This is a genomic window from Streptomyces sp. NPDC051207, from assembly GCF_040682395.1.
Classification (GTDB): Bacteria; Actinomycetota; Actinomycetes; order Streptomycetales; family Streptomycetaceae; genus Streptomyces.
This window is the reverse complement of the sequence record NZ_JBFBAX010000039.1, coordinates 22648-42930: the sequence shown is the minus strand read 5'-3', so window position 1 is coordinate 42930 and position 20283 is coordinate 22648. Positions and strand designations below refer to the sequence as shown.

Sequence of the window (20283 nt, the reverse complement as noted above, 5' to 3'; positions counted from 1 at the left end):
TTCCGCTTGAACCAGATGTTCGGAAACGCCAGGAACCGATGCCACGCCACACCCATGTTGATGTTCAGCGAGACCACGATCATCCAGATGAAGGACGTGGAGATCTTGATCATCGCGACCAGGTAGACGAGGTTCTGGAGTGTGGTGACGCCGAGCCCCTTGAAGGCGAGGACCAGCGGATACGAGGCGAAGTACCCGGCCTCGTAGTGGTCCACGTGGTGGAGTGCGCCCTCCAGGCCGCGCAGCACGTAGATGGCGAGGCCGATGGTGAGGATGACGTACTCCACGAAGTACGCCTGGCCCGCCTTGGACCCCGCGAAGCGGGACTTGCGGCCCGGCCGCGACGGCAGGCTCAGCAGGCGGATCACGATGAGCACGGCGATGCCGAGGACCGTCATCACGCCGATGAACTCGATGTAGAGCTCGAACGGCAGGAAGTCGCCGATGACCGGCAGCACCCAGTCGGCCCGGAACAGCTGGCCGAACGCCTGGGCCAGGGTCGGCGGCAGCGTCAGGAAGCCGATGGCCACGAACCAGTGGGCGATGCCGACGATGCCCCAGCGGTTCATCCGGGTGTGGCCGAGGAACTCCCGTGCCAGGGTCACACTGCGCTGGTAGGGGTTGTCGGTACGGGTGCCGGCGGGCACCGGCTGGCCCAGCCTGAAGTACCGGACGAACTGACCGACGGCGCGCGCGAGCAGCGCGACGCCGACCACGGTCAGGACCAGCGACACGACGATCGCGGCGAGTTGCATTTCGGGGCTCCTCGGGCCTGCGAGGGGTGGTTCAAGGGTGATTCGGGGGATGTGGTGAGCGGTATCGAGCGGTGTGTGCAGGTGACTGGGAATCGCTGTTACTAAGCGGTAACTTACCCAGTTCGTTCGAGACTACCCCGATCCTCCTTCGCACTGTAGCCAGGCGTGCGGTGATCTGTGTCGCTGAGGCGGCCCTGGCCGGGTGGCGCCCGCGCCACGCCGACCCCATCATGCCATTCGTCATAAATCATGACATGCGGCTTAGTTTTGATTCGTGCTCTACGGAATCGTCGCCGCCGCCCTCGCCCTGGCCCTCGCCGCCGTACTGACCGTCCTCCTGCGTGCCCCCGCCCTGCGTCTCGGCGCCGCCGAACGGCGCAGGCAGCGACCGGTTCCGCTGTCCGGCGGGACCGCCGTCGTCGCCGCCACCGGGCTGGTCGCCGGAGCCGGGGACTGGACCGGGCTCGCGCCGCTCGGGGACGGGGTCGGCCGGCTGCTCGCCGCCGCGACCTGCGTCGCCGTGCTCGGGCTCGCCGCCGACCTGTGGCGGCTCGGCACCCGTTTCCTGCTCGTCGGCACGGCCGTCGCGGCGGTGCTCGTGGTGCCGTACGCCGAGACCGGAATCCCCGGCGGCATCCTCGCCGTTGGCTGGATCGTTTTCGTCGCCGTCGCCTTCAAGGGGCTCGATCACGCCGACGGGCCGGTGGGCGTGGTCGGGATGCCGGCCGCCTTCGGTGCGGGTGCCTGCGCCGCCGCCGAGGTGATGGACGGGCTCGCGACGCTGCTGAGCGTGCTGGCGGCGGCCCTGACCGGCTTCCTCATGCACAGCTGGCCGCCCGCGCGGGCCGGACTCGGCGCGGGCGGCGCCCTGTTCGCCGGTTTCCTGCTCGCCGGGGCGCTGGTCGTGACGCGGGCCGGGCAGGACCTCGTGCCGAGCGCAGGGGTGCTGTTCGCGCTCACCTCGGTGGCGGTGGCCGACGCCGTGCTGGTGCTGCTGTCCCGGCGGCTGGCCGGGCGGCCCCTGCTGCGGCGCGGCCCCGACCACCTCGCGCACCGGCTGCGCAGGCTCGGGCTGACGCCCCAGGGCACGGCGGTGCTGCTCGGCATCGGGGGCGGGGCCGGGGTACTCGTCGGGGTGCTGGTGCAGACCGGCACGGCGGGCGAGGGTGCGGTGCTCTGGGTGGCGGCGGTGGCCGCCGTCGTCGTACTGGCACTGCTGCGGGTCCCGGTTTACGGGCCGCGGCGGCGGCCTCCGGTGCCGTCTTCGCAGGTCGGAGCGCGGTTGCGTGTAAGGAATGGATAAGAGTTGAGTCCGTTGGACTCAGGTCTGTTGACCCAGCGCTGAGCCTCGTGCACACTTGAGCCTGTTCCACTCAAGTCAGCTGGAGGAATCACCATGGCACGTGCGGTCGGCATCGACCTGGGCACGACTAACTCCGTCGTCAGCGTTCTGGAGGGCGGCGAGCCCACCGTCATCACCAACGCCGAGGGCGCCAGGACCACGCCGTCCGTCGTCGCCTTCGCCAAGAACGGCGAAGTGCTCGTGGGTGAGGTGGCCAAGCGCCAGGCGGTCACGAACGTGGACCGGACCATCCGCTCCGTCAAGCGCCACATGGGTACGGACTGGAAGATCCAGCTCGACGGCAAGGACTTCAACCCGCAGCAGATCAGCGCGTTTGTGCTGCAGAAGCTGAAGCGGGACGCCGAGTCCTACCTGGGCGAGAAGGTCACCGACGCGGTCATCACCGTCCCGGCGTACTTCAACGACGCCGAGCGCCAGGCGACGAAGGAGGCCGGCGAGATCGCGGGCCTGAACGTCCTGCGCATCGTCAACGAGCCGACGGCCGCCGCCCTGGCGTACGGCCTCGACAAGGACGACCAGACGATCCTCGTCTTCGACCTCGGTGGCGGCACCTTCGACGTCTCGCTGCTGGAGATCGGCGACGGCGTCGTCGAGGTGAAGGCCACCAACGGCGACAACCACCTCGGTGGCGACGACTGGGACCAGCGCGTCGTGGACTACCTGGTCAAGCAGTTCCAGTCCGGCCACGGCGTGGACCTGTCCAAGGACAAGATGGCCCTGCAGCGCCTGCGCGAGGCCGCCGAGAAGGCCAAGATCGAGCTGTCCTCGTCCACCGAGACCTCGATCAACCTGCCCTACATCACGGCGTCCGCCGAGGGCCCGCTGCACCTGGACGAGAAGCTCACCCGCGCCCAGTTCCAGCAGCTGACCGCGGACCTCCTGGAGCGCTGCAAGACGCCGTTCCACAACGTCATCAAGGACGCCGGCATCTCCATCAGCGAGATCGACCACGTCGTCCTGGTCGGCGGCTCCACCCGCATGCCCGCCGTCGCCGAGCTCGTCAAGGAGCTGACCGGCGGCAAGGAGGCCAACAAGGGCGTGAACCCGGACGAGGTCGTCGCCATCGGCGCCTCGCTCCAGGCCGGTGTCCTCAAGGGCGAGGTCAAGGACGTCCTCCTGCTGGACGTCACCCCGCTGTCCCTCGGCATCGAGACCAAGGGCGGCATCATGACCAAGCTGATCGAGCGCAACACCACGATCCCGACGAAGCGTTCGGAGATCTTCACGACGGCCGAGGACAACCAGCCGTCGGTGCAGATCCAGGTCTACCAGGGCGAGCGCGAGATCGCGGCGTACAACAAGAAGCTCGGCATGTTCGAGCTGACCGGTCTGCCCCCGGCGCCGCGCGGCGTCCCGCAGATCGAGGTGTCCTTCGACATCGACGCCAACGGCATCATGCACGTCACGGCGAAGGACCTCGGCACCGGCAAGGAGCAGAAGATGACCGTCACCGGCGGCTCCTCGCTGCCGAAGGACGAGGTCGACCGCATGCGCGAGGAGGCCGAGCGCTACGCGGAGGAGGACCACAAGCGCCGCGAGGCCGCCGAGACCCGCAACCAGGGCGAGCAGCTCGTCTACCAGACCGAGAAGTTCCTCAAGGACAACGAGGACAAGGTCCCGGGCGACGTCAGGACCGAGGTCGAGGAGGCCGTCGCCGAGCTGAAGGAGAAGCTCAAGGGCGAGGACACCGCCGAGATCCGCACCGCCACCGAGAAGGTCGCCGCCGTCTCGCAGAAGCTGGGCCAGGCGATGTACGCCGACGCCCAGGGCGCGCAGGCCGCGGGCGCCGGTGACGCCGGTGCCGGTGAGGCCAAGGCCGACGACGACGTCGTGGACGCCGAGATCGTCGACGACGAGCGGAAGGACGGTGCCGCGTGACGGAGGAGACCCCGGGCTTCGACGAGCAGCAGCCCGACGTCCCCTCCGGCGCCACCTCCGAAGACGCCGAGCCGCAGGCCGCCACCCCCTCCCCGGAGGAGGGGGCGGCCCCGGCCGGGGACACGGGCCAGACGGCGGCGCTGGTGGCCCAGCTCGACCAGGCGCGTTCCGCGCTCGGTGAGCGCACCGCGGACCTCCAGCGCCTGCAGGCCGAGTTCCAGAACTACCGCCGCCGGGTCGAGCGCGACCGGATCGCGGTCCGGGAGATCGCCGTGGCGAACATCCTGACCGAGCTCCTGCCGGTGCTCGACGACATCGGCCGCGCGCGGGAGCACGGCGAACTGGTCGGCGGCTTCAAGTCCGTCGGCGAGTCGCTGGAGACCGTCGTGGCGAAGCTGGGCCTCCAGCAGTTCGGCAAGGAGGGCGAGCCCTTCGACCCGACGATCCACGAGGCCCTGATGCACTCCTACGCGCCGGACGTCACCGAGACGACGTGCGTGGCGATTCTGCAGCCGGGGTACCGCATCGGCGAGCGCACCATCCGCCCCGCGCGGGTGGCCGTGGCCGAGCCGCAGCCCGGCGCGCAGACGGTCAAGCCGGCCGAGGAGAGCGACCGGGCCGGCGAGGCGGAGGCGGCGGCCGAGCAGTCGGAGGACAAGGAGAGCGGTGGCCCGGACGAGGGCTGACGTCACGACCCAGGCAGGAAAGGAGGGACGTCGGGGATGAGCACCAAGGACTTCATTGAGAAGGACTACTACAAGGTCCTCGGCGTCCCCAAGGACGCCACCGAGGCCGAGATCAAGAAGGCGTACCGCAAGCTCGCCCGCGAGTACCACCCGGACGCCAACAAGGGCAACACCAAGGCGGAGGAGCGCTTCAAGGAGATCTCCGAGGCGAACGACGTCCTCGGCGACCCCAAGAAGCGCAAGGAGTACGACGAGGCCCGCGCGCTGTTCGGCAACGGCGGCTTCCGCCCGGGGCCGGGCGCGGGCGGCGGCTCCTTCAACTTCGACCTCGGCGACCTGTTCGGCGGCCAGGGCCAGCCGGGCGGCTTCGGCGGCGGACTCGGTGACGTCTTCGGGGGCCTGTTCAACCGCGGCGGCACCACCGCCGGCCGCACCCAGCCGCGACGCGGGCAGGACGTCGAGTCGGAGGTCACCCTCAGCTTCACGGAGGCGATCGAGGGCGCGACGGTCCCGCTGCGGATGTCCTCGCAACAGCCCTGCAAGGCCTGTTCGGGCACCGGCGACAAGAACGGCACGCCGCGGGTGTGCCCGACGTGCGTCGGCACCGGCCAGGTCGCACGGGGTTCCGGCGGCGGCTTCTCGCTCACCGACCCCTGTCCGGACTGCAAGGGCCGCGGCCTGATCGCCGAGGACGCCTGCGAGGTCTGCAAGGGCAGCGGGCGCGCCAAGTCGTCGCGCACCATGCAGGTGCGCATCCCGGCCGGGGTCGCGGACGGGCAGCGCATCCGGCTGCGCGGCAAGGGCGCACCGGGCGAGCGCGGCGGCCCGGCGGGCGATCTGTACGTGGTGGTGCACGTCGATGCCCACCCGGTGTTCGGCCGCAAGGGCGACAACCTCACCGTGACCGTGCCGGTCACGTTCGCCGAGGCGGCTCTCGGCGGCGAGATCCGGGTCCCGACCCTGGGCGGCTCGGCGGTGACGCTGAAGCTGCCGCCGGGCACGCCGAACGGGCGCACGATGCGCGCCCGGGGCAAGGGCGCGGTCCGCAAGGACGGCACCCGCGGGGACCTGCTGGTCACCGTGGAGGTGAGTGTTCCGAAGGACGTGTCGGGGAAGGCTCGTGACGCGCTCGAGGCGTATCGCGAGGCGACCGCGGGTGAGGATCCGCGGGCGGAGCTGTTCCAGGCCGCGAAGGGAGCTTGATGGAGATGGACGGCCGTCGACGCAACCCGTATGAGCTGACCGAGGACACCCCGGTCTACGTCATCTCGGTGGCGGCCCAGCTCTCCGGTCTGCACCCGCAGACACTGCGTCAGTACGACCGCCTGGGACTGGTGTCCCCGGACCGCACCGCCGGCCGGGGCCGCCGTTACTCGGCCCGTGACATCGAGCTGCTCCGCCAGGTGCAGCAGCTGTCGCAGGACGAGGGCATCAACCTGGCGGGCATCAAGCGCATCATCGAACTGGAGAACCAGGTCGTCGCGCTCCAGTCCCGGGTGGCGGAGCTGGAGGCGGCGCTGGACGGCGCGGCGGCTGCCATGCGCCAGCGCGAGGCGGCGGTGCACGCGTCGTACCGGCGCGACCTGGTGCCGTACCAGGAGGTCCAGCAGACCAGCGCGCTGGTGGTGTGGCGGCCGAAGCGGCAGCAGTCCCCGGACTGACCCCGCACCCGCCCGTAGTCGAGAAGGACCCCGGAGGCTTGTCCTCCGGGGTCCTTTTCGTGCCGGTCGCGCGATGGCTGAGTTTGTTCGGTCGTCCGGCCGAACACCGGGCGCGCGGCCGGGCGGCTTCCGTGATCACGACTCGCGGTGAATGGGGTTGGTTGTGCGGTTAAGGGCCATGCCCCGGGGCGCCGTCGCGTGAACAGCGGGTGGAGAGAGACCGCAGGTCGTTCCCCTTTGTCTCCACCTCGACTGCGGAGCGTGGTGTTGTCATCTCGTTAAGTGGTTCGGCTTGACGCTGAGGGGCCCTGGCGCGTTGGCTTTTCAGTCACTCGGGTCGCACAGCTGCGCCCGCGTCCGGAAAGACACAGAAGTGAGCACCCGTATGCGTCGTATCGCCATATCCGTGGCCGCGTCCACGATGACCCTCTCGCTGGTCGCCTGTGGTGCGCTGGGTGGGTCGGGGGGCAGCGACGACGCCAGTCCGTCCAAGGGCAACGACATCACCGTCGGCCTGCTGCTGCCGGAGAAGGCCAACACGCGCTACGAGCAGTTCGACTACCCCATCATCAAGAAGAAGGTCGCCGCCCTGACCCGCGACCAGGGCCGGGTCCTGTACGCCAACGCCGACGCGGACGCCGCCAAGCAGGCGAGCCAGATGCAGGAGATGGTGGACGACGAGGTCGACGTGATCCTGCTGGACGCGGTCGACGCGCACGCCATCGCGGACAGCGTGGAGAAGGCCAAGGAGGCGGGCATCCCGGTCATCGCCTACGACCGGCTGGCCGAGGGACCGATCGACGCGTACATCTCCTTCGACAACGAACTCGTCGGCGAGGTGCAGGGCCGCTCGCTGCTGGAGGCCCTCGGCGGCGACGTCGGCGCCTCCACGAAGATCGTCATGATGAACGGCTCGCCCACGGACCCGAACGCCAAGCAGTTCAAGGCGGGCGCGCTGTCCGAACTGAGCGGCAAGGTGACGATCGCCAAGTCCTACGACACCGAGGGCTGGAAGCCGGAGAACGCCGAGGCCAACATGGCCGAGGCGATCAACGCGATCGGCGTGGACGCCATCGCGGCCGTCTACGCCGCCAACGACGGCATGGCGGGCGGCGTCATCAAGGCGCTCAAGGCCGCGGGCGTGAGCGATCTGCCGCCGGTCACCGGGCAGGACGCCGAACTGGCCGCGGTGCAGCGGATCGTGGCCGGTGAGCAGCACATGAGTGTCTACAAGCCGTACCCGCAGGAGGCCGAGAACGCGGCCGAGATGGCCGTGGCGAAGGTCCAGGGCAAGGACATCCAGTTCGACGCGCTCACCCGCGAGAGCGTCGACAGCCCCACGCACCAGGGCATTCCGGCGCAGCTCGTCCCCGTGGTCGCCCTGACGCGGGACAACATCGGCGACACCGTCGTCGCGGACGGCATCTACGAGGTGTCGGACATCTGCACCGCCAAGTACGCGGGCGACTGCGCCGACATCGGCCTGGAGTCCTGACCGCCCAGGGCGCCGAGGCTTGTCCTGAACCCACCGGCCAGCTTGTTGCGGCACCTCCTTCCTGAGGTCCCGAAATACCACCACCAACCGGTGCTTTTGGGCGCTCCGCGCAGAGGGAGCCGTGTTGCGGACCACGTTCGGTACGCGCATAGTTGCGCTGCGGAGAGCTGAACCGGGGGTGGGATGGGCGATGGCCGGGCACGGGACGGACGAGCATCCACACGGTGCTGACCGACTGTGCGAGGCCGGGGATCGCGTGTATTCCCGGGCCGTACGTCGCAGCCGGGTGCCGCGCCACGACGCGGAACCGGTGCCCTGCCTGCTCGACCTGGGCCTGCTGCACCCGGACCCCGACGACATGGACTGGCTGGTGCCGACGGCACCCCAGGAGGTCATGACCCGGCTGCTGCGCGGCGTCTACGACGAGGTCCGGGCGAGCCAGCGCCGGGTGGGCTCGGTGGTGGCCGCCGTCGAGTGGTACGCCGGCCTGGGCGGGCGCCCCGCGTCGTCACCGCCGGCCGGGGAGGGCACCGCGATCCGTGTCCTGGACGGGCTGTCCCGCATCCAGGCGGCCATGGACGAGGCGACGCAGGCCTGCACGGCCGAGGTGCTGACCGTGCAGCCCGGCGGCATCCGGCCCGAGCACGAGCTGGCGGAGGGCCTGCACCGGGCGCTGGAGCTGCGCGGGCGCGGCGTGCGGATGCGGGACCTGTACACGCATGTGGCGCGGCACGGGCAGGGCCTGCTCAACTACCTGGAGCTGATGGGCGACGCGGTCGAGGCGCGCACCCTGGACGAGGTGATAGACCGGCTCATCCTGTTCGACCGGACGGTCGCGTTCATCCCCGCCAACTCCGACCGCACGATGGCGCTGGAGCTGCGTCATCCGGCGCTCGTCGAGTACCTGGGCACGGTCTTCGACCGGCTGTGGCGCCTGGCGCTCCCGCTGACCGCGCCGCTGCCGGACACCGGCATCGAGGGCATCTCGCACCGGGAGCGGGCGATCGCCGCGCTGCTGGCGGAGGGCCACCAGGACGCGGTGATCGCGGAGCGGCTGGGGATCAGCGTGCGGACCTGCCGGGCGCACATCGCGCGGCTGTCGGAGACGCTGGGCGCGGCGAGCCGTACCCAGCTCGGCGTGCGGATCGCCCAGGTGGGTCTGGAGGGGCCGCCCCGCACGGCGCCGGCCGTCACGATCCCCGGCCAGAATTCCCCGACCGGCCGGTGAGGCGGGCCCGCTGTCACCCGGCGGTGCCCTGGTCGAGGATGCCGGACCTGCCGATGAGGTAGCCGAGCTGGGCGCGGCTCTCGCTGCCGAGGGTGGCGGCCAGCTTGGCGATGTGGACGCGGGCGGTACGGACGTTCATGCCGAGGCGTTCGGCGATGACGGCGTCGGTGTGGCCCTCCACGAGCAGCGCGGCGATGGTGCGCTGGCGGGCGGTGATGCCGTTGAGGGTGGGCCGCTGGACGTCCTCGGGGTACATCGGGGTCGCCAGGCGCCACAGCCGGTCGAAGGCGGTGGCGAGGTAGGACACCAGCGCGGGGTGGCGGACCTCCAGGGCGAGCAGGCTCTCCTTGTCGGCCGGCAGGAACGCCACGTCGCGGTCGACGAGGATGAGCCGGTCGGGGATCTCGTCCAGGGTGCGGGCCTCGGCGTCGCCGCGCAGCCGCTCGTAGCGCGCCCGGACCATGGGCAGGTGGCGCTGGGTGTGCTGGTAGAGGGTGCGGATGCGCCCGCCCCGGTCCAGCAGGGCCTGGTCGCGGTCGAGGGAGACGGCCTGGGCGGCCTCGCCCCGGCGGCCGGTGTAGTGGGCGTTGGGCTGGATGCAGAGCAGTTCGCTCGTGGTGTCGGTCATCGCCTCGGTGATGGCCTGGTTGATGCGGGCGGTGCCGCTGAGGACGCGGATCGCCGGGCTGTCGGTGCCGGCGGGGCCGCCGCCGCTGATGCGCATGAGCCGGGCGAAGGTCTCCGCGAGCCGTTCCTCGCGCCGCCGTTCGTCGGCCATCCGCTCCTGGGAGCGCCGCAGCAGCCGGTGCAGGGCGACGGCCGGCGCGACGGGCTCCAACCTGCTCAGGTCGTCGACGGCAGGGTGCAGCAGGCCGAAGTCGACCAGGCAGGGCGCGCGGTGCGTGTCCCCGGCCGGTACGTGCCCCTCGCGCAGGGCCCGTTCGTACAGCTCTGTTCCTGCGGAGCACAGGTCGTCCACGCCGTGCTCCGGGTGGGGCGCCGACGTCACTCGGTAGCTCCCTCCTGTCCGGGGGATCGCCCCGGGATCAGTGATTCTTGTCGAGTATCCCGGACTGCGCGATGAGGTAGCCGAGCTGGGCCCGGCTGCCGCTGCCCAGCGCCGAGGCGAGCTTGGCGATGTGGGCCCGGCAGGTGCGGACGTTCATGCCCAGGCGGCGGGCGATGGCCTCGTCCACGTGGCCCTCCACCAGCAGCTTGGCGATGGAGTGCTGGATGTCGGTGATGCCGTCGGGGTCGGTCTCGTAGGGCGTGCCGGCGCGCAGGGGCACGGCGCGGCCCCACATGAACTCGAAGACCTTCACCAGGTAGCGGACCAGGCCGGGGTGGCGCAGTTCCAGGGCGACCTGGCGGTCCTCGCGGGTGGGGATGAAGGCGACGGTCTCGTCGCAGATGATGAGGCGCTCGACGAGTTCGTCGATGGTCCGGTACTCGACCTTGCCCTCGGCGAACTGGTCGACGTAGGCGAGCCGGTCGGGCAGGAAGCGGGCGGTGTGCTGGTAGAGGGTGCGGATGCGCACGCCGCGTTCGATCAGCGGCTTGTCGCGCTCCAGGGCCTCCAGGAGCCGGTTCTCGGGGCTGCGCCGGCCGCTGGGCTGGACGGTGAGGACCTCGGTCCGGCACTGGGCGGTGGCGAGGTCGAGCGCGGCGTTGATGCGGTCGAGGCCCTCCAGGACGGTGATGGAGTGGGTGGGAGCGCTCTCTTGGGTGCTGAGGGCCAGGAACGGCTCGAAGACCTCGGTGAGCGCGATGGACTGCCGCCGGTGCTCGGTGATTTCGCGCTCGATGGGATGCAGCCGCTGCGCCAGGGCAACCGAAGGGGGAACCGGCCGCAGCCAGTTCGCGTCGTCGGGGTCCGGGTGGAGGAGGGCGAACTCCATCAGGCAAGGAGCGGGCTCGACATCGGCCCGCAGGATGCGACCTGTGCGCAGGGCGTTGGCATAGAGACGGCTGCCCTCCTCGCACAGCTCGGTCACCGCATGGGGATGTGCCTCTTTGGTCCGATTTGTTGTCAAATCTCCACCCCCCAGGGTCCTGAACATGCAGGAACATGATGCACCGTTCGTGTGGCCATTACGTGCCTGAATGAGCCATCGTCTTATCCGACGGGGGAAGAGGGGACCTTCAAGTGAGGACGAAGCCGACTATGAGTAAGAGAATGCTTCGCTCGGTACTTGTTGCCGCCTTCTCCGCCGTTGTGGCCTTCGGAATGCTGGCTGGCCTCTCCGGTGCGAAGAGCGACGTGCACAAGGCGGGAGCTGCTCAGTCCATGACGGTCGGGACGGCCGGCGGTGAAACGCAGGACAGCCCTCTCGACACCAGGTGGGACTGATCGCGATGACCACACCGCCCGACGACCGGTCCTTCCGCCGCGAAATGGCCTCCGCCTACCGCTCCGGCTGGCACTTCATCGATCTGGCCACCGCCATCCCCCACAGCGGTGACTCGCTGATGGTGACCGTGTTCGGTGAGCCGGTCGTCGTCACGCGGGACGAGGACGACGACGTGCGGGCATACCGGTGTCTGCGTCGGCCCCGCGGCGCGCCGCAGCCCGTGCGGTGTGCCATCCGGTACGGAATGATCTTTGTGAACCTCGACCAGCGGGACCACCAGCTGGCCCAGTCGGAAGCCACCGACACACGGACCAGAACCATCTCGGCCACCCCCCGCAGTGCCTGACGCGATTCCCCCGTCGTAACAGATCGCGCAGGTGCTTCCCCCCCGCAGCGGCGTCACCGTGACCTGAACACGGTGACGCCGCTGCAGTTTTGCGGCCCGTGCCGGGCCGCCGGCCGTCACCCGCGCCCCATGGCCCCCGTCAGTTCGATCTCGATCACCACGCGCCGCGGGTTCGGCGACGGCTGCCGGCCGTAGCGCTCCGCGTAGCGCCGCTCCGCCTCCGCCACCCTGTCCGGTTCCGTACGGACCCGTGCGCGACCCTCCAGCGTCGCCCAGCGCCGGCCGTCCACCTGGCACACGGCGACCGGCGCGCCGTCCGGGCCCGCCGCCCGCACATGGGCCGCCTTCGCGCTCGTCCCGCGGGTGATGACCCGGGCGAGCCGCTCCCCGGGGTCGTAAGTGACGCCCACGGGAACTACGTGCGGAGTGCCGTCCGGGCGCGGGGTCGTCAGCGTGCACAGGTGCCGCTCCCGCCAGAAGGCGAGGTACGACGCGTCCGGATCGCCCGGGTCCACGGAGTAGGTGCTGGTCATGGAAGGTGAACCTCACGTTCCCGGAGGGCAGTGCGGGACAGGGCCTCCCCAGCCGCCCTTGAGTGGAATAGACTCAACTTTGTGTACGCTGACTATGTCAGACGGAATGGGCCGGGAGACGTGACACGGCTGACCCACAGACACGGCTGACGCACAGGAGGAGAACGGACACGTGGACGCCGAGCTGACCAACCGGAGCCGGGACGCGATCAACGCGGCGAGCAACCGCGCCGTGACCGAGGGGCACCCCGACCTCACCCCGGCGCACCTGCTCCTCGCTCTGCTCCAGGGGCAGGAGAACGAGAACATCACCGACCTGCTGGCCGCCGTCGACGCCGACCAGGCGGCCGTCCGCGCCGGCGCGGAGAAGATCCTCGCCGCGCTTCCCAGCGTGACCGGGTCCACCGTCGCGCCGCCCCAGCCCAACCGCGAGCTGCTCGCCGTGGTCGCCGACGCCCAGGCCCGCGCCAAGGAACTGGGCGACGAGTACCTGTCCACCGAGCACCTCCTGATCGGCATCGCCGCGAAGGGCGGTGCCGCCGGTGACGTACTCTCCGGGCAGGGGGCGACCGCCAAGAAGCTGCTGGACGCCTTCCGCAAGGCGAGGGGAGGGCGCCGCGTGACCACCGCCGACCCCGAGGGCCAGTACAAGGCGCTGGAGAAGTTCGGCACCGACTTCACGGCCGCCGCGCGCGAGGGCAGGCTCGACCCGGTCATCGGCCGGGACACCGAGATCCGCCGCGTCGTGCAGGTGCTGTCCCGCCGGACCAAGAACAACCCCGTCCTCATCGGCGAGCCCGGCGTCGGCAAGACCGCCGTCGTCGAGGGCCTCGCCCAGCGGATCGTCAAGGGGGACGTGCCGGAGTCGCTGAAGAACAAGCGGCTGGTGGCGCTGGACCTCGGCGCGATGGTCGCCGGGGCGAAGTACCGCGGCGAGTTCGAGGAGCGGCTCAAGACCGTCCTCGCCGAGATCAAGGACTCCGACGGGCAGATCATCACGTTCATCGACGAGCTGCACACCGTCGTCGGGGCCGGCGCGGGCGGCGACTCCGCCATGGACGCCGGCAACATGCTCAAGCCGATGCTCGCCCGCGGCGAACTGCGCATGGTCGGCGCCACCACCCTGGACGAGTACCGCGAGCGGATCGAGAAGGACCCGGCGCTGGAGCGGCGCTTCCAGCAGGTGCTGGTCGCCGAGCCGTCCGTCGAGGACACCATCGCCATCCTGCGCGGCCTCAAGGGCCGGTACGAGGCCCACCACAAGGTGCAGATCGCGGACGCCGCGCTGGTCGCGGCGGCCACCCTGTCCGACCGGTACATCACCTCCCGCTTCCTGCCCGACAAGGCCATCGACCTCGTGGACGAGGCGGCGTCCCGGCTGCGCATGGAGATCGACTCCTCGCCCGTGGAGATCGACGAACTCCAGCGCGCCGTCGACCGGCTGAAGATGGAGGAGCTGGCCCTCAGCAAGGAGACCGACCAGGCCTCCAAGGAGCGCCTGGAGCGGCTGCGGCGCGACCTCGCCGACAAGGAGGAGGAGTTGCGCGGCCTGACCGCCCGCTGGGAGAAGGAGAAGCAGTCCCTCAACCGGGTCGGTGAGCTGAAGGAGAAGCTGGACGACCTGCGCGGCCAGGCCGAACGCGCCCAGCGCGACGGCGACTTCGACACCGCCTCCAAGCTGCTGTACGGCGAGATCCCCGCCCTGGAGCGGGACCTGGAGGCCGCCTCCGAGGCCGAGGAGGAGGTCGCCCGCGACACCATGGTCAAGGAGGAGGTCGGCTCCGACGACATCGCGGACGTCGTCGCCTCCTGGACCGGCATCCCCGCCGGGCGGCTGCTGGAGGGCGAGACGCAGAAGCTGCTGCGCATGGAGGACGAGATCGGCAGGCGGCTCATCGGGCAGGGCGAGGCCGTGCGCGCGGTGTCGGACGCGGTGCGCCGCAGCCGCGCCGGGATCGCCGACCCGGACCGGCCCACCGGCTCGTTCCTGTTCCTCGGCCCGACCGGCGTCGGCAAGACCGAACTGGCCAAGGCGCTCGCCGACTTCCTCTTCGACGACGAGCGGGCGATGGTCCGCATCGACATGTCGGAGTACAGCGAGAAGCACAGCGTGGCCCGCCTCGTCGGCGCCCCGCCCGGCTACGTCGGCTACGAGGAGGGCGGCCAGCTCACCGAGGCCGTGCGGCGCAGGCCGTACAGCGTGGTGCTGCTGGACGAGGTGGAGAAGGCGCACCCCGAGGTCTTCGACATCCTCCTGCAGGTGCTGGACGACGGCCGGCTGACGGACGGCCAGGGCCGCACGGTCGACTTCCGCAACACGATCCTGGTGCTCACGTCCAACCTGGGCAGCCAGTTCCTGATCGACCCGATCAGCACCGAGGCGGAGAAGAAGGAGCAGGTGCTGGAGGTCGTACGGGCCTCGTTCAAGCCGGAGTTCCTCAACCGCCTGGACGACCTGGTGGTGTTCTCCGCGCTGTCCAAGGACGAGCTGAGCCGGATCGCCCGGCTCCAGATCGACGCGCTCGCCAAGCGGCTCGCCGAGCGCCGCCTGCGCCTGGAGGTCACCGACGGGGCGCTGGCCTGGCTGGCCGACGAGGGCATGGACCCGGCGTACGGGGCGCGCCCGCTGCGCCGCCTCGTCCAGACCGCCATCGGCGACCGCCTCGCCAAGGAGATCCTGTCCGGCGCCATCAAGGACGGCGACACGGTACGGGTGGACCGCGCGGAGGAGGGCCTGACGGTGGGACCGGCCACGCGCGACACGCTGTGACACGGTGTGCGCCGGTGGATCATGACCGGGCCCTCATGCTGAAGGCGGGCCTGTTCTGACTGTCGGGCTTGCCACCCCCCTCCCCGGATGAGGGAGGATGGCGGGATCCGTACGAAGGGAAAATCACGGTGAGCATCGACCCGTCCTCGATTCCGAACTTCGGGGGCCAGCCCGAGCCGCAGCCCCAAGGGCCCGCGGGCCCCGTCGTCCCGGATCAGGACCTCGTGAAGCAGCTCCTGGAGCAGATGGAGCTCAAGTACGTCGTCGACGAAGAGGGTGACCTCGCGGCGCCGTGGGAGCAGTTCCGTACGTACTTCATGTTCCGCGGCGAGGGTGACCAGCAGGTCTTCTCGGTGCGGACGTTCTACGACCGGCCCCACAAGATCGACGAGAAGGCCCAGCTGCTGGAGTCCATCGACGACTGGAACCGCCGGACCCTGTGGCCCAAGGTCTACACCCACACCCACGACGACGGCACGGTCCGCCTGATCGGCGAGGCGCAGATGCTGATCGGCATGGGCGTGAGCCTGGAGCACTTCGTCTCGTCCACGGTCAGCTGGGTGCGGGCCGCCATCGAGTTCGACAAGTGGCTCGTGGAGCAGCTCGGCCTCGAGCAGGAGGTCAACGAAGCGGACAAGCCCGAGGGCACCGAGGACGGCGAGTAGGACCCCCGTCCAGGCCCTCAGGAGCCCGGCCAGGGCGCCGACCGACACGGGTCGCGCGCCGGGGCCGGGCTCCGGCCGTCCGGGCCCCTGGCGGGCCCCTTAGAGCGCCGACAGCCGCTTCGCCGCCTCCTGGAGCACCTCGGTCCGCTTGCAGAACGCGAACCGCACGAACGGCGCGCCCGCCTCCCGGTGGTCGTAGAACACCGCGTTCGGGATGGCGACGACGCCGGCCCGTTCCGGCAGGGCGCGGCAGAAGGCGAAGCCGTCCGTCTCGCCGAGCGGCCGGATGTCGGTGGTGACGAAGTAGGTGCCCGCCGGCCGGAACACCCGGAAGCCCGCCTGCGCCAGCCCGTCCGCCAGCACGTCCCGCTTGGCCCGCAGGTCCTCGCGCAGGCCCGTGAAGTACGACTCCGGCAGCGCCAGCGCCTCGGCCACCGCGTACTGGAACGGGCCCGCCGAGACGTACGTCAGGTACTGCTTCGCCGACCGCACCGCCGTGACCAGGGGCGGCGCCGCCGTGATCCAGCCGACCTTCCACCCCGTGAACGAGAACGTCTTGCCACTCGAACTGATCGTCACCGTGCGCTCCCGCATCCCCGGGAACGAGGCGAGCGGCACGTGCTCGGCGCCGTCGAAGACCAGGTGCTCGTACACCTCGTCCGTCACCACCAGCAGGTCGCGCTCCACCGCCAGCTCCGCGACCGCCGCCAGCTCCGCGCGCGTGAGGACGGTGCCCGTCGGATTGTGCGGGGTGTTGATCAGCAGCAGCCGGGTGCGGTCGGTGACGGCGGCGCGCAGCTCGTCCAGATCCAGCCGGAAACAGTCGCCGTCCGGACGCAGCGTGACCGGCACGCGCGTGCCGCCCGCCATGGCGATGGACGCCGCGTACGAGTCGTAGTACGGCTCGAAGGCGATCACCTCGTCGCCGGGCTCCAGCAGCGCGAGCAGCGAGGCGGCGATGGCCTCGGTGGCCCCGGCCGTGACCAGCACCTCCGTGTCCGGGTCGTACGACAGCCCGTACTGGCGCAGCTGGTGCGCCGCGACGGCCGTGCGCAGCTCGGGGACGCCGGGACCGGGCGGGTACTGGTTGCCGCGCCCGTCCCGCAGGGCCCGCACGGCGGCCTCCCTGACCTCCTCGGGGCCGTCGGTGTCGGGGAAGCCCTGACCGAGGTTGATCGCCCCGGTGCGCAGGGCGAGGGCGGACATCTCGGCGAAGATCGTCGTCCCGAACTCGGCGAGCCGGCGGTTGAGGAGGGGGCGCGGGCTGGAGGTCATGCGGGCCATCCTGCGCCGAAGCTCTGGAGTTCCTCAACTCTGCTTTGGCCGCGATTCGGGATGGGCATCCCCGTGTCACGCAGTGAGCGAGGCGCCCACGGGGGGCCGCTTCGGGGGAAACGGAAGGAGGGTGGCGCCATGGTCATCGGCATCATCCTGGCGGTCTGTCTGTTCGTGGTGGTGGCGGTCGTCGTCGGGGTCGCCGTCAACCGTGCGTCGACGCCCGCGACGCGGGTCGGCGGGCGGGCGCGTCGCGGGCGCGGCGGCAGCAGTGACACGAGCTGGTGGGCGGGCGCGGCGTCGGGGGACGCGGGCTCGTCCGGCGGTCGCGACGGGGGCAGCTCCTGTGGCTCGTCCTCGGGCGGCTCGTCCTGCGGGGGCGGGTCGTCCTGCGGGGGCGGCGGCGGATGCGGCGGAGGCAGCTGACACGGGGCAGCCGAGCTTCGGCGGGGGGAACGCATCCGTCCTGAGCGCCCGTCGGGGGAACAGCTCCCGGCGGGCGCTCGCGCGCCGTCGGCGTACGCCGTGACGCGCGGAGCGCACGCCCCGGTTGAACAGGTGAACCGGGTAGCCCCCTGAGGGATGGAAACCGACCGAAGTTGGGTAAAAACGCTGTGACGCCGCCGCAGTTCATGATTCCCTCTAAAGCACCAACGCAGCCTCACGTGCGGCCCGCGGAGCCCCTTCCGACCGGCCGGCCGGGCTGAACCGGGCCGAATTCCCGGTGTGACCGGGGGGTGCGCCGAACCAGCACCTACCTCACCATGTGTGCCAGCGGAGCCGTTCCATGCTCACCACCCTGAACACCTCCTACACCGACACACGCGCGGCCGACCTCGCCTGGGCCCTGGGGCGCGAGCCCCTCCCGGCGCTGGCCACGCTCGACCTCGAACTGGACGCGGCCAAGCTGCAGTTGAGGCTGCTCGGTGCATCGCACCAGGTACTGCTGGAAGAGAACCGGGGCACCTGCTCGGAGACGGTGGCCTGCATCCCGGGCAGCAGCACGCCCCTGCCGCTGGGCGTCGCCAAGCGGGTGGGCGACTGGGAGTACGAGTTCGCGGCCCGCGTCGAGGTGCTGGCGCCCGGCGCGTTCGCGGGCCGCGCCCAGGAACTCCTGGCCCTCGTCTCCGACCACCCGTACGGCCTGGCCGGCGTCTTCCCCGGCAACCCGCACGCCTTCACGGCGATGCTGGCCAACCGCCACCAGGGGCAGGTCGCCTGGCGCACCTGGCACGCCTATCCGCAGGACGGGCAGCTGGTCGCCACCCGCACCCGCGTGGGGGTGCGGATGCCGGGCCCGGCGGGTCCGGTGGATGCGGCGGCCTCCACGGGCGCCGCGGGCCGGGGGCGCGAGCGCGCCAGACTCAGGCCGTCCGCCGTGTGATCCTTCCGGTGCCTGGGGGCGGTCCGCCGTAAACATCCGGTGACCGCCCTCGGGCTTTTCCACACGTGTGGGTGACGAAGTGCACCGAAGGAGTAACGTAACGTCACAGCGTGATCGATCCGCCACCACGTGCCCCGTCGGACGTCCCGCCGCGGAGACACGGGGTGCCCGGCGGAGCGGACGGGCGGGCCCACACGACCGGCGGACCCGGCACCTCCGAGCAGCCGGACCCCGCGGTGCGACTGCCCGTCCGGCCGGACACCGGACGGTTCCTCGTCCTCGCCTGCGTGTTCGTCTGCGCGGCCTGCGGACTCGTCTACGAACTCGAACTCGTCGCCCTCGCCTCCTACTTGATCGGCGACTCGGTCACCCAGGCGTCCGTCGTCCTGTCCGTCATGGTCTTCGCGATGGGCGTCGGCTCCCTCGCCGCCAAACGGCTGCGCTGGCACGCCGCCGCCGGATTCGCCACCGTCGAGGCGGTGCTCGCCCTCGTCGGCGGGTGCAGCGCGATGGCCCTGTACGCCGTCTTCGCCTGGACCGGCGACTGGGGCGGGCCGTGGGCCGACGGGCCGCGCTGGCTGCTCGTCGCGTTCTCCCTCGCCATCGGCCTGCTGATCGGCGCCGAGGTGCCGCTGCTGATGGAACTCATCCAGCGCATCCGCCGGCAGGACGCGGGCGGCGCCGTCGCCGACCTGTTCGCCGCGGACTACGTCGGCGCGCTCGTCGGCGGACTGGCGTTCCCCTTCCTCCTCCTGCCGTTCCTGGGCCAGTTGACCGGCGCGCTGCTCACCGGCGCGGTCAACGTCGTCGCCGGGGGCGCCCTGGTGCTCGGCCTGTTCCACCGGGACCTGACCCGCCGGTCCCGCTGGCTGCTGCTGGCCGCCAACGTCACGGTGCTCGCCGTCCTCGCCGGCGCCACCGTCCTCGTGGACGACTTCGAACGGGCCGCCCGGCAGGCCGTGTTCGGCGGGCACGTGCGCGTCGCGCTGCAGACCGACGTCCAGGAAGTGGTCCTCACCGGCGGCACGCACGGGCCCGTCGCCCTATTCGTCGACGGGCGGCTGCGCATCAGCGGCCGGGACGAGCGCCGGTACCACGAGGCGCTGGTCCACCCCGCGATGGCCGCGGGCCCCCACGCGCGCGTGCTCGTCCTCGGCGGCGGCGACGGGATGGCCGCCCGCGAGGTGCTGCGCCATCCGGAGGTGCGCCGGCTCGACATCGTGGAGATCGACCCGGAACTCGTCCGGCTGGCCTCCCGCGACCCGGCCCTCACCCGGCTCAACGGCCGCGCCCACGACGACCCGCGCGTCCGCGTCATCACCGCCGACGCCTTCCGGCGGCTGCGGGCGGCGGCGCCGGCGACGTACGACGTGGTGATCTCCGACCTGCCCGACCCGGGCATCACGGCGAGCGCGAAGCTGTACGCGCAGGAGTTCTACGGGCTCGCCCGGCGCGCGCTGACCGGCTCGGGGCGGCTGGTCGTGCACGCCGGGCCGATCTCCGCGCGGCCGAGGGTGTTCTGGACGGTGGAGGCGACGATCCGTGCCGCCGGGCTGCGGACCGTGCCGTACCTGGTCGGCGGGCGCGACGCCGGATTCGCGGCCGGACCGGACCGTACGGCCACCGGACGCGACGACGCGCCCGGCGACTGGGGGTTCGTGCTGGCCGCCCGCACCCGCCCGCCGCTCGGCCTCGGCCCCGACGGGCCCCGACCGGGCACCCTCACCGAGGAGTCGCTGCGCGCGGACGCCCGCGCCGCCGCCCGGACCCGGGTGCCGGGCCTGCCGCCGTCGACGCTGATGCATCCGCGCTACGCGAACTGACCCGCGCGGCCCGTCCGACGCTTCCGGTGGGCGGCCGGCCGCCCACCGGCGCGCGGCGTGACTTCGTGCC

General features: G+C 71.4%; 17 protein-coding genes and 1 pseudogene. 13 read left to right on the top strand and 5 right to left on the bottom strand.

Going from position 1 to position 20283, the window contains the following annotated elements; translation table 11 throughout:
* Window positions 1–755, bottom strand: a pseudogene (locus AB0M97_RS27725) (Fe-S oxidoreductase); the annotation flags it as partial.
* A gap of 274 nt (window positions 756–1029) precedes the next feature.
* Between AB0M97_RS27725 and AB0M97_RS27720 the strand changes: the two are divergent.
* From AB0M97_RS27720 to AB0M97_RS27690, 7 genes are all read left to right on the top strand, one after another.
* Window positions 1030–2058 carry an MraY family glycosyltransferase gene (locus tag AB0M97_RS27720; protein WP_365963706.1) on the top strand — a complete coding sequence of 343 codons (1029 nt, stop codon included), beginning with the start codon at window positions 1030–1032 and terminating at the stop codon, window positions 2056–2058.
* Between the two features lie 93 nt (window positions 2059–2151).
* Complete coding sequence (dnaK, locus tag AB0M97_RS27715; RefSeq protein ID WP_365963705.1) at window positions 2152–3996, top strand: molecular chaperone DnaK; 1845 nt, start codon at window positions 2152–2154, stop codon at window positions 3994–3996.
* A complete protein-coding gene (grpE, locus tag AB0M97_RS27710) occupies window positions 3993–4682 on the top strand; it encodes a nucleotide exchange factor GrpE (RefSeq protein WP_365963704.1) in 690 nt (229 codons plus the stop codon). Before dnaK ends, grpE begins: the two co-directional genes overlap by 4 nt.
* A 36-nt stretch (window positions 4683–4718) precedes the next feature.
* The gene (gene dnaJ, locus AB0M97_RS27705) at window positions 4719–5885 is read left to right on the top strand and encodes a molecular chaperone DnaJ (protein ID WP_365963703.1); all 1167 of its coding nucleotides are present in this window, start codon (window positions 4719–4721) and stop codon (window positions 5883–5885) included.
* A gap of 5 nt (window positions 5886–5890) precedes the next feature.
* Window positions 5891–6343, top strand: coding sequence for a helix-turn-helix domain-containing protein (locus AB0M97_RS27700; protein ID WP_365963702.1), 453 nt, complete (start codon window positions 5891–5893; stop codon window positions 6341–6343).
* 373 nt (window positions 6344–6716) lie between these two features.
* Entirely contained in the window at window positions 6717–7838 is a 1122-nt protein-coding gene (locus AB0M97_RS27695; RefSeq protein WP_365963701.1) for a substrate-binding domain-containing protein, read from the top strand.
* Window positions 7839–8028: 190 nt separating this feature from the next.
* A complete protein-coding gene (locus AB0M97_RS27690; protein ID WP_365963700.1) occupies window positions 8029–9066 on the top strand; it encodes a helix-turn-helix transcriptional regulator in 1038 nt (345 codons plus the stop codon).
* Between the two features lie 13 nt (window positions 9067–9079).
* Here AB0M97_RS27690 and AB0M97_RS27685 read toward each other — a convergent pair whose 3' ends face one another.
* Together AB0M97_RS27685 and AB0M97_RS27680 are read right to left on the bottom strand one after the other, a co-directional pair.
* On the bottom strand, window positions 9080–10075 hold the full coding sequence (locus AB0M97_RS27685; protein ID WP_365963699.1) for a helix-turn-helix transcriptional regulator: 996 nt from the start codon (window positions 10073–10075) through the stop codon (window positions 9080–9082).
* Window positions 10076–10112: 37 nt separating this feature from the next.
* Window positions 10113–11126: a helix-turn-helix transcriptional regulator gene (locus AB0M97_RS27680; RefSeq protein WP_365963698.1), complete on the bottom strand. Its 1014-nt coding sequence runs from the start codon at window positions 11124–11126 to the stop codon at window positions 10113–10115.
* A gap of 295 nt (window positions 11127–11421) precedes the next feature.
* Here AB0M97_RS27680 and AB0M97_RS27675 point away from each other — a divergent pair, with 295 nt between their 5' ends.
* Window positions 11422–11763 carry a hypothetical protein gene (locus AB0M97_RS27675; protein ID WP_365963697.1) on the top strand — a complete coding sequence of 114 codons (342 nt, stop codon included), beginning with the start codon at window positions 11422–11424 and terminating at the stop codon, window positions 11761–11763.
* Between the two features lie 116 nt (window positions 11764–11879).
* Here AB0M97_RS27675 and AB0M97_RS27670 read toward each other — a convergent pair whose 3' ends face one another.
* Window positions 11880–12296 carry a TIGR03618 family F420-dependent PPOX class oxidoreductase gene (locus tag AB0M97_RS27670; protein WP_365963696.1) on the bottom strand — a complete coding sequence of 139 codons (417 nt, stop codon included), beginning with the start codon at window positions 12294–12296 and terminating at the stop codon, window positions 11880–11882.
* A gap of 172 nt (window positions 12297–12468) precedes the next feature.
* On the opposite strand from AB0M97_RS27670, the gene clpB reads away from it, so the two are divergent.
* A complete protein-coding gene (gene clpB, locus AB0M97_RS27665; RefSeq protein WP_365963695.1) occupies window positions 12469–15066 on the top strand; it encodes an ATP-dependent chaperone ClpB in 2598 nt (865 codons plus the stop codon).
* Window positions 15067–15194: 128 nt separating this feature from the next.
* Complete coding sequence (locus AB0M97_RS27660) at window positions 15195–15731, top strand: YbjN domain-containing protein (RefSeq protein WP_365963694.1); 537 nt, start codon at window positions 15195–15197, stop codon at window positions 15729–15731.
* Window positions 15732–15830: 99 nt separating this feature from the next.
* Here AB0M97_RS27660 and AB0M97_RS27655 read toward each other — a convergent pair whose 3' ends face one another.
* A complete protein-coding gene (locus tag AB0M97_RS27655) occupies window positions 15831–17015 on the bottom strand; it encodes a pyridoxal phosphate-dependent aminotransferase (RefSeq protein WP_365963693.1) in 1185 nt (394 codons plus the stop codon).
* A 129-nt stretch (window positions 17016–17144) separates the two neighbouring features.
* Here AB0M97_RS27655 and AB0M97_RS27650 point away from each other — a divergent pair, with 129 nt between their 5' ends.
* The 3 genes from AB0M97_RS27650 to AB0M97_RS27640 all read left to right on the top strand — a co-directional run bounded on the left by AB0M97_RS27650 (window position 17145) and on the right by AB0M97_RS27640 (window position 20213).
* Window positions 17145–17432 (top strand): hypothetical protein, encoded by a 288-nt coding sequence (locus AB0M97_RS27650; protein ID WP_365963692.1) that lies wholly within the window; start codon window positions 17145–17147, stop codon window positions 17430–17432.
* Between the two features lie 361 nt (window positions 17433–17793).
* Window positions 17794–18390: a DUF2617 family protein gene (locus tag AB0M97_RS27645; RefSeq protein ID WP_365963691.1), complete on the top strand. Its 597-nt coding sequence runs from the start codon at window positions 17794–17796 to the stop codon at window positions 18388–18390.
* A gap of 236 nt (window positions 18391–18626) precedes the next feature.
* Window positions 18627–20213: a polyamine aminopropyltransferase gene (locus AB0M97_RS27640; protein ID WP_365963708.1), complete on the top strand. Its 1587-nt coding sequence runs from the start codon at window positions 18627–18629 to the stop codon at window positions 20211–20213.
* Window positions 20214–20283 lie beyond the last annotated feature (70 nt).

Excerpts from the sequence above, each read along its gene's own strand:
- dnaK (WP_365963705.1), top strand. The coding sequence starts at position 2,152 with ATGGCACGTGCGGTCGGCATCGACCTGGGCACGACTAACTCCGTCGTC.
- dnaJ (WP_365963703.1), top strand. The coding sequence starts at position 4,719 with ATGAGCACCAAGGACTTCATTGAGAAGGACTACTACAAGGTCCTCGGC.
- AB0M97_RS27700 (WP_365963702.1), top strand. The coding sequence starts at position 5,891 with ATGGACGGCCGTCGACGCAACCCGTATGAGCTGACCGAGGACACCCCG.
- AB0M97_RS27690 (WP_365963700.1), top strand. The coding sequence starts at position 8,029 with ATGGCCGGGCACGGGACGGACGAGCATCCACACGGTGCTGACCGACTG.
- AB0M97_RS27680 (WP_365963698.1), bottom strand. The coding sequence starts at position 11,126 with ATGTTCAGGACCCTGGGGGGTGGAGATTTGACAACAAATCGGACCAAA.
- AB0M97_RS27675 (WP_365963697.1), top strand. The coding sequence starts at position 11,422 with ATGACCACACCGCCCGACGACCGGTCCTTCCGCCGCGAAATGGCCTCC.
- AB0M97_RS27670 (WP_365963696.1), bottom strand. The coding sequence starts at position 12,296 with ATGACCAGCACCTACTCCGTGGACCCGGGCGATCCGGACGCGTCGTAC.
- AB0M97_RS27655 (WP_365963693.1), bottom strand. The coding sequence starts at position 17,015 with ATGGCCCGCATGACCTCCAGCCCGCGCCCCCTCCTCAACCGCCGGCTC.
- AB0M97_RS27650 (WP_365963692.1), top strand. The coding sequence starts at position 17,145 with ATGGTCATCGGCATCATCCTGGCGGTCTGTCTGTTCGTGGTGGTGGCG.
- AB0M97_RS27645 (WP_365963691.1), top strand. The coding sequence starts at position 17,794 with ATGCTCACCACCCTGAACACCTCCTACACCGACACACGCGCGGCCGAC.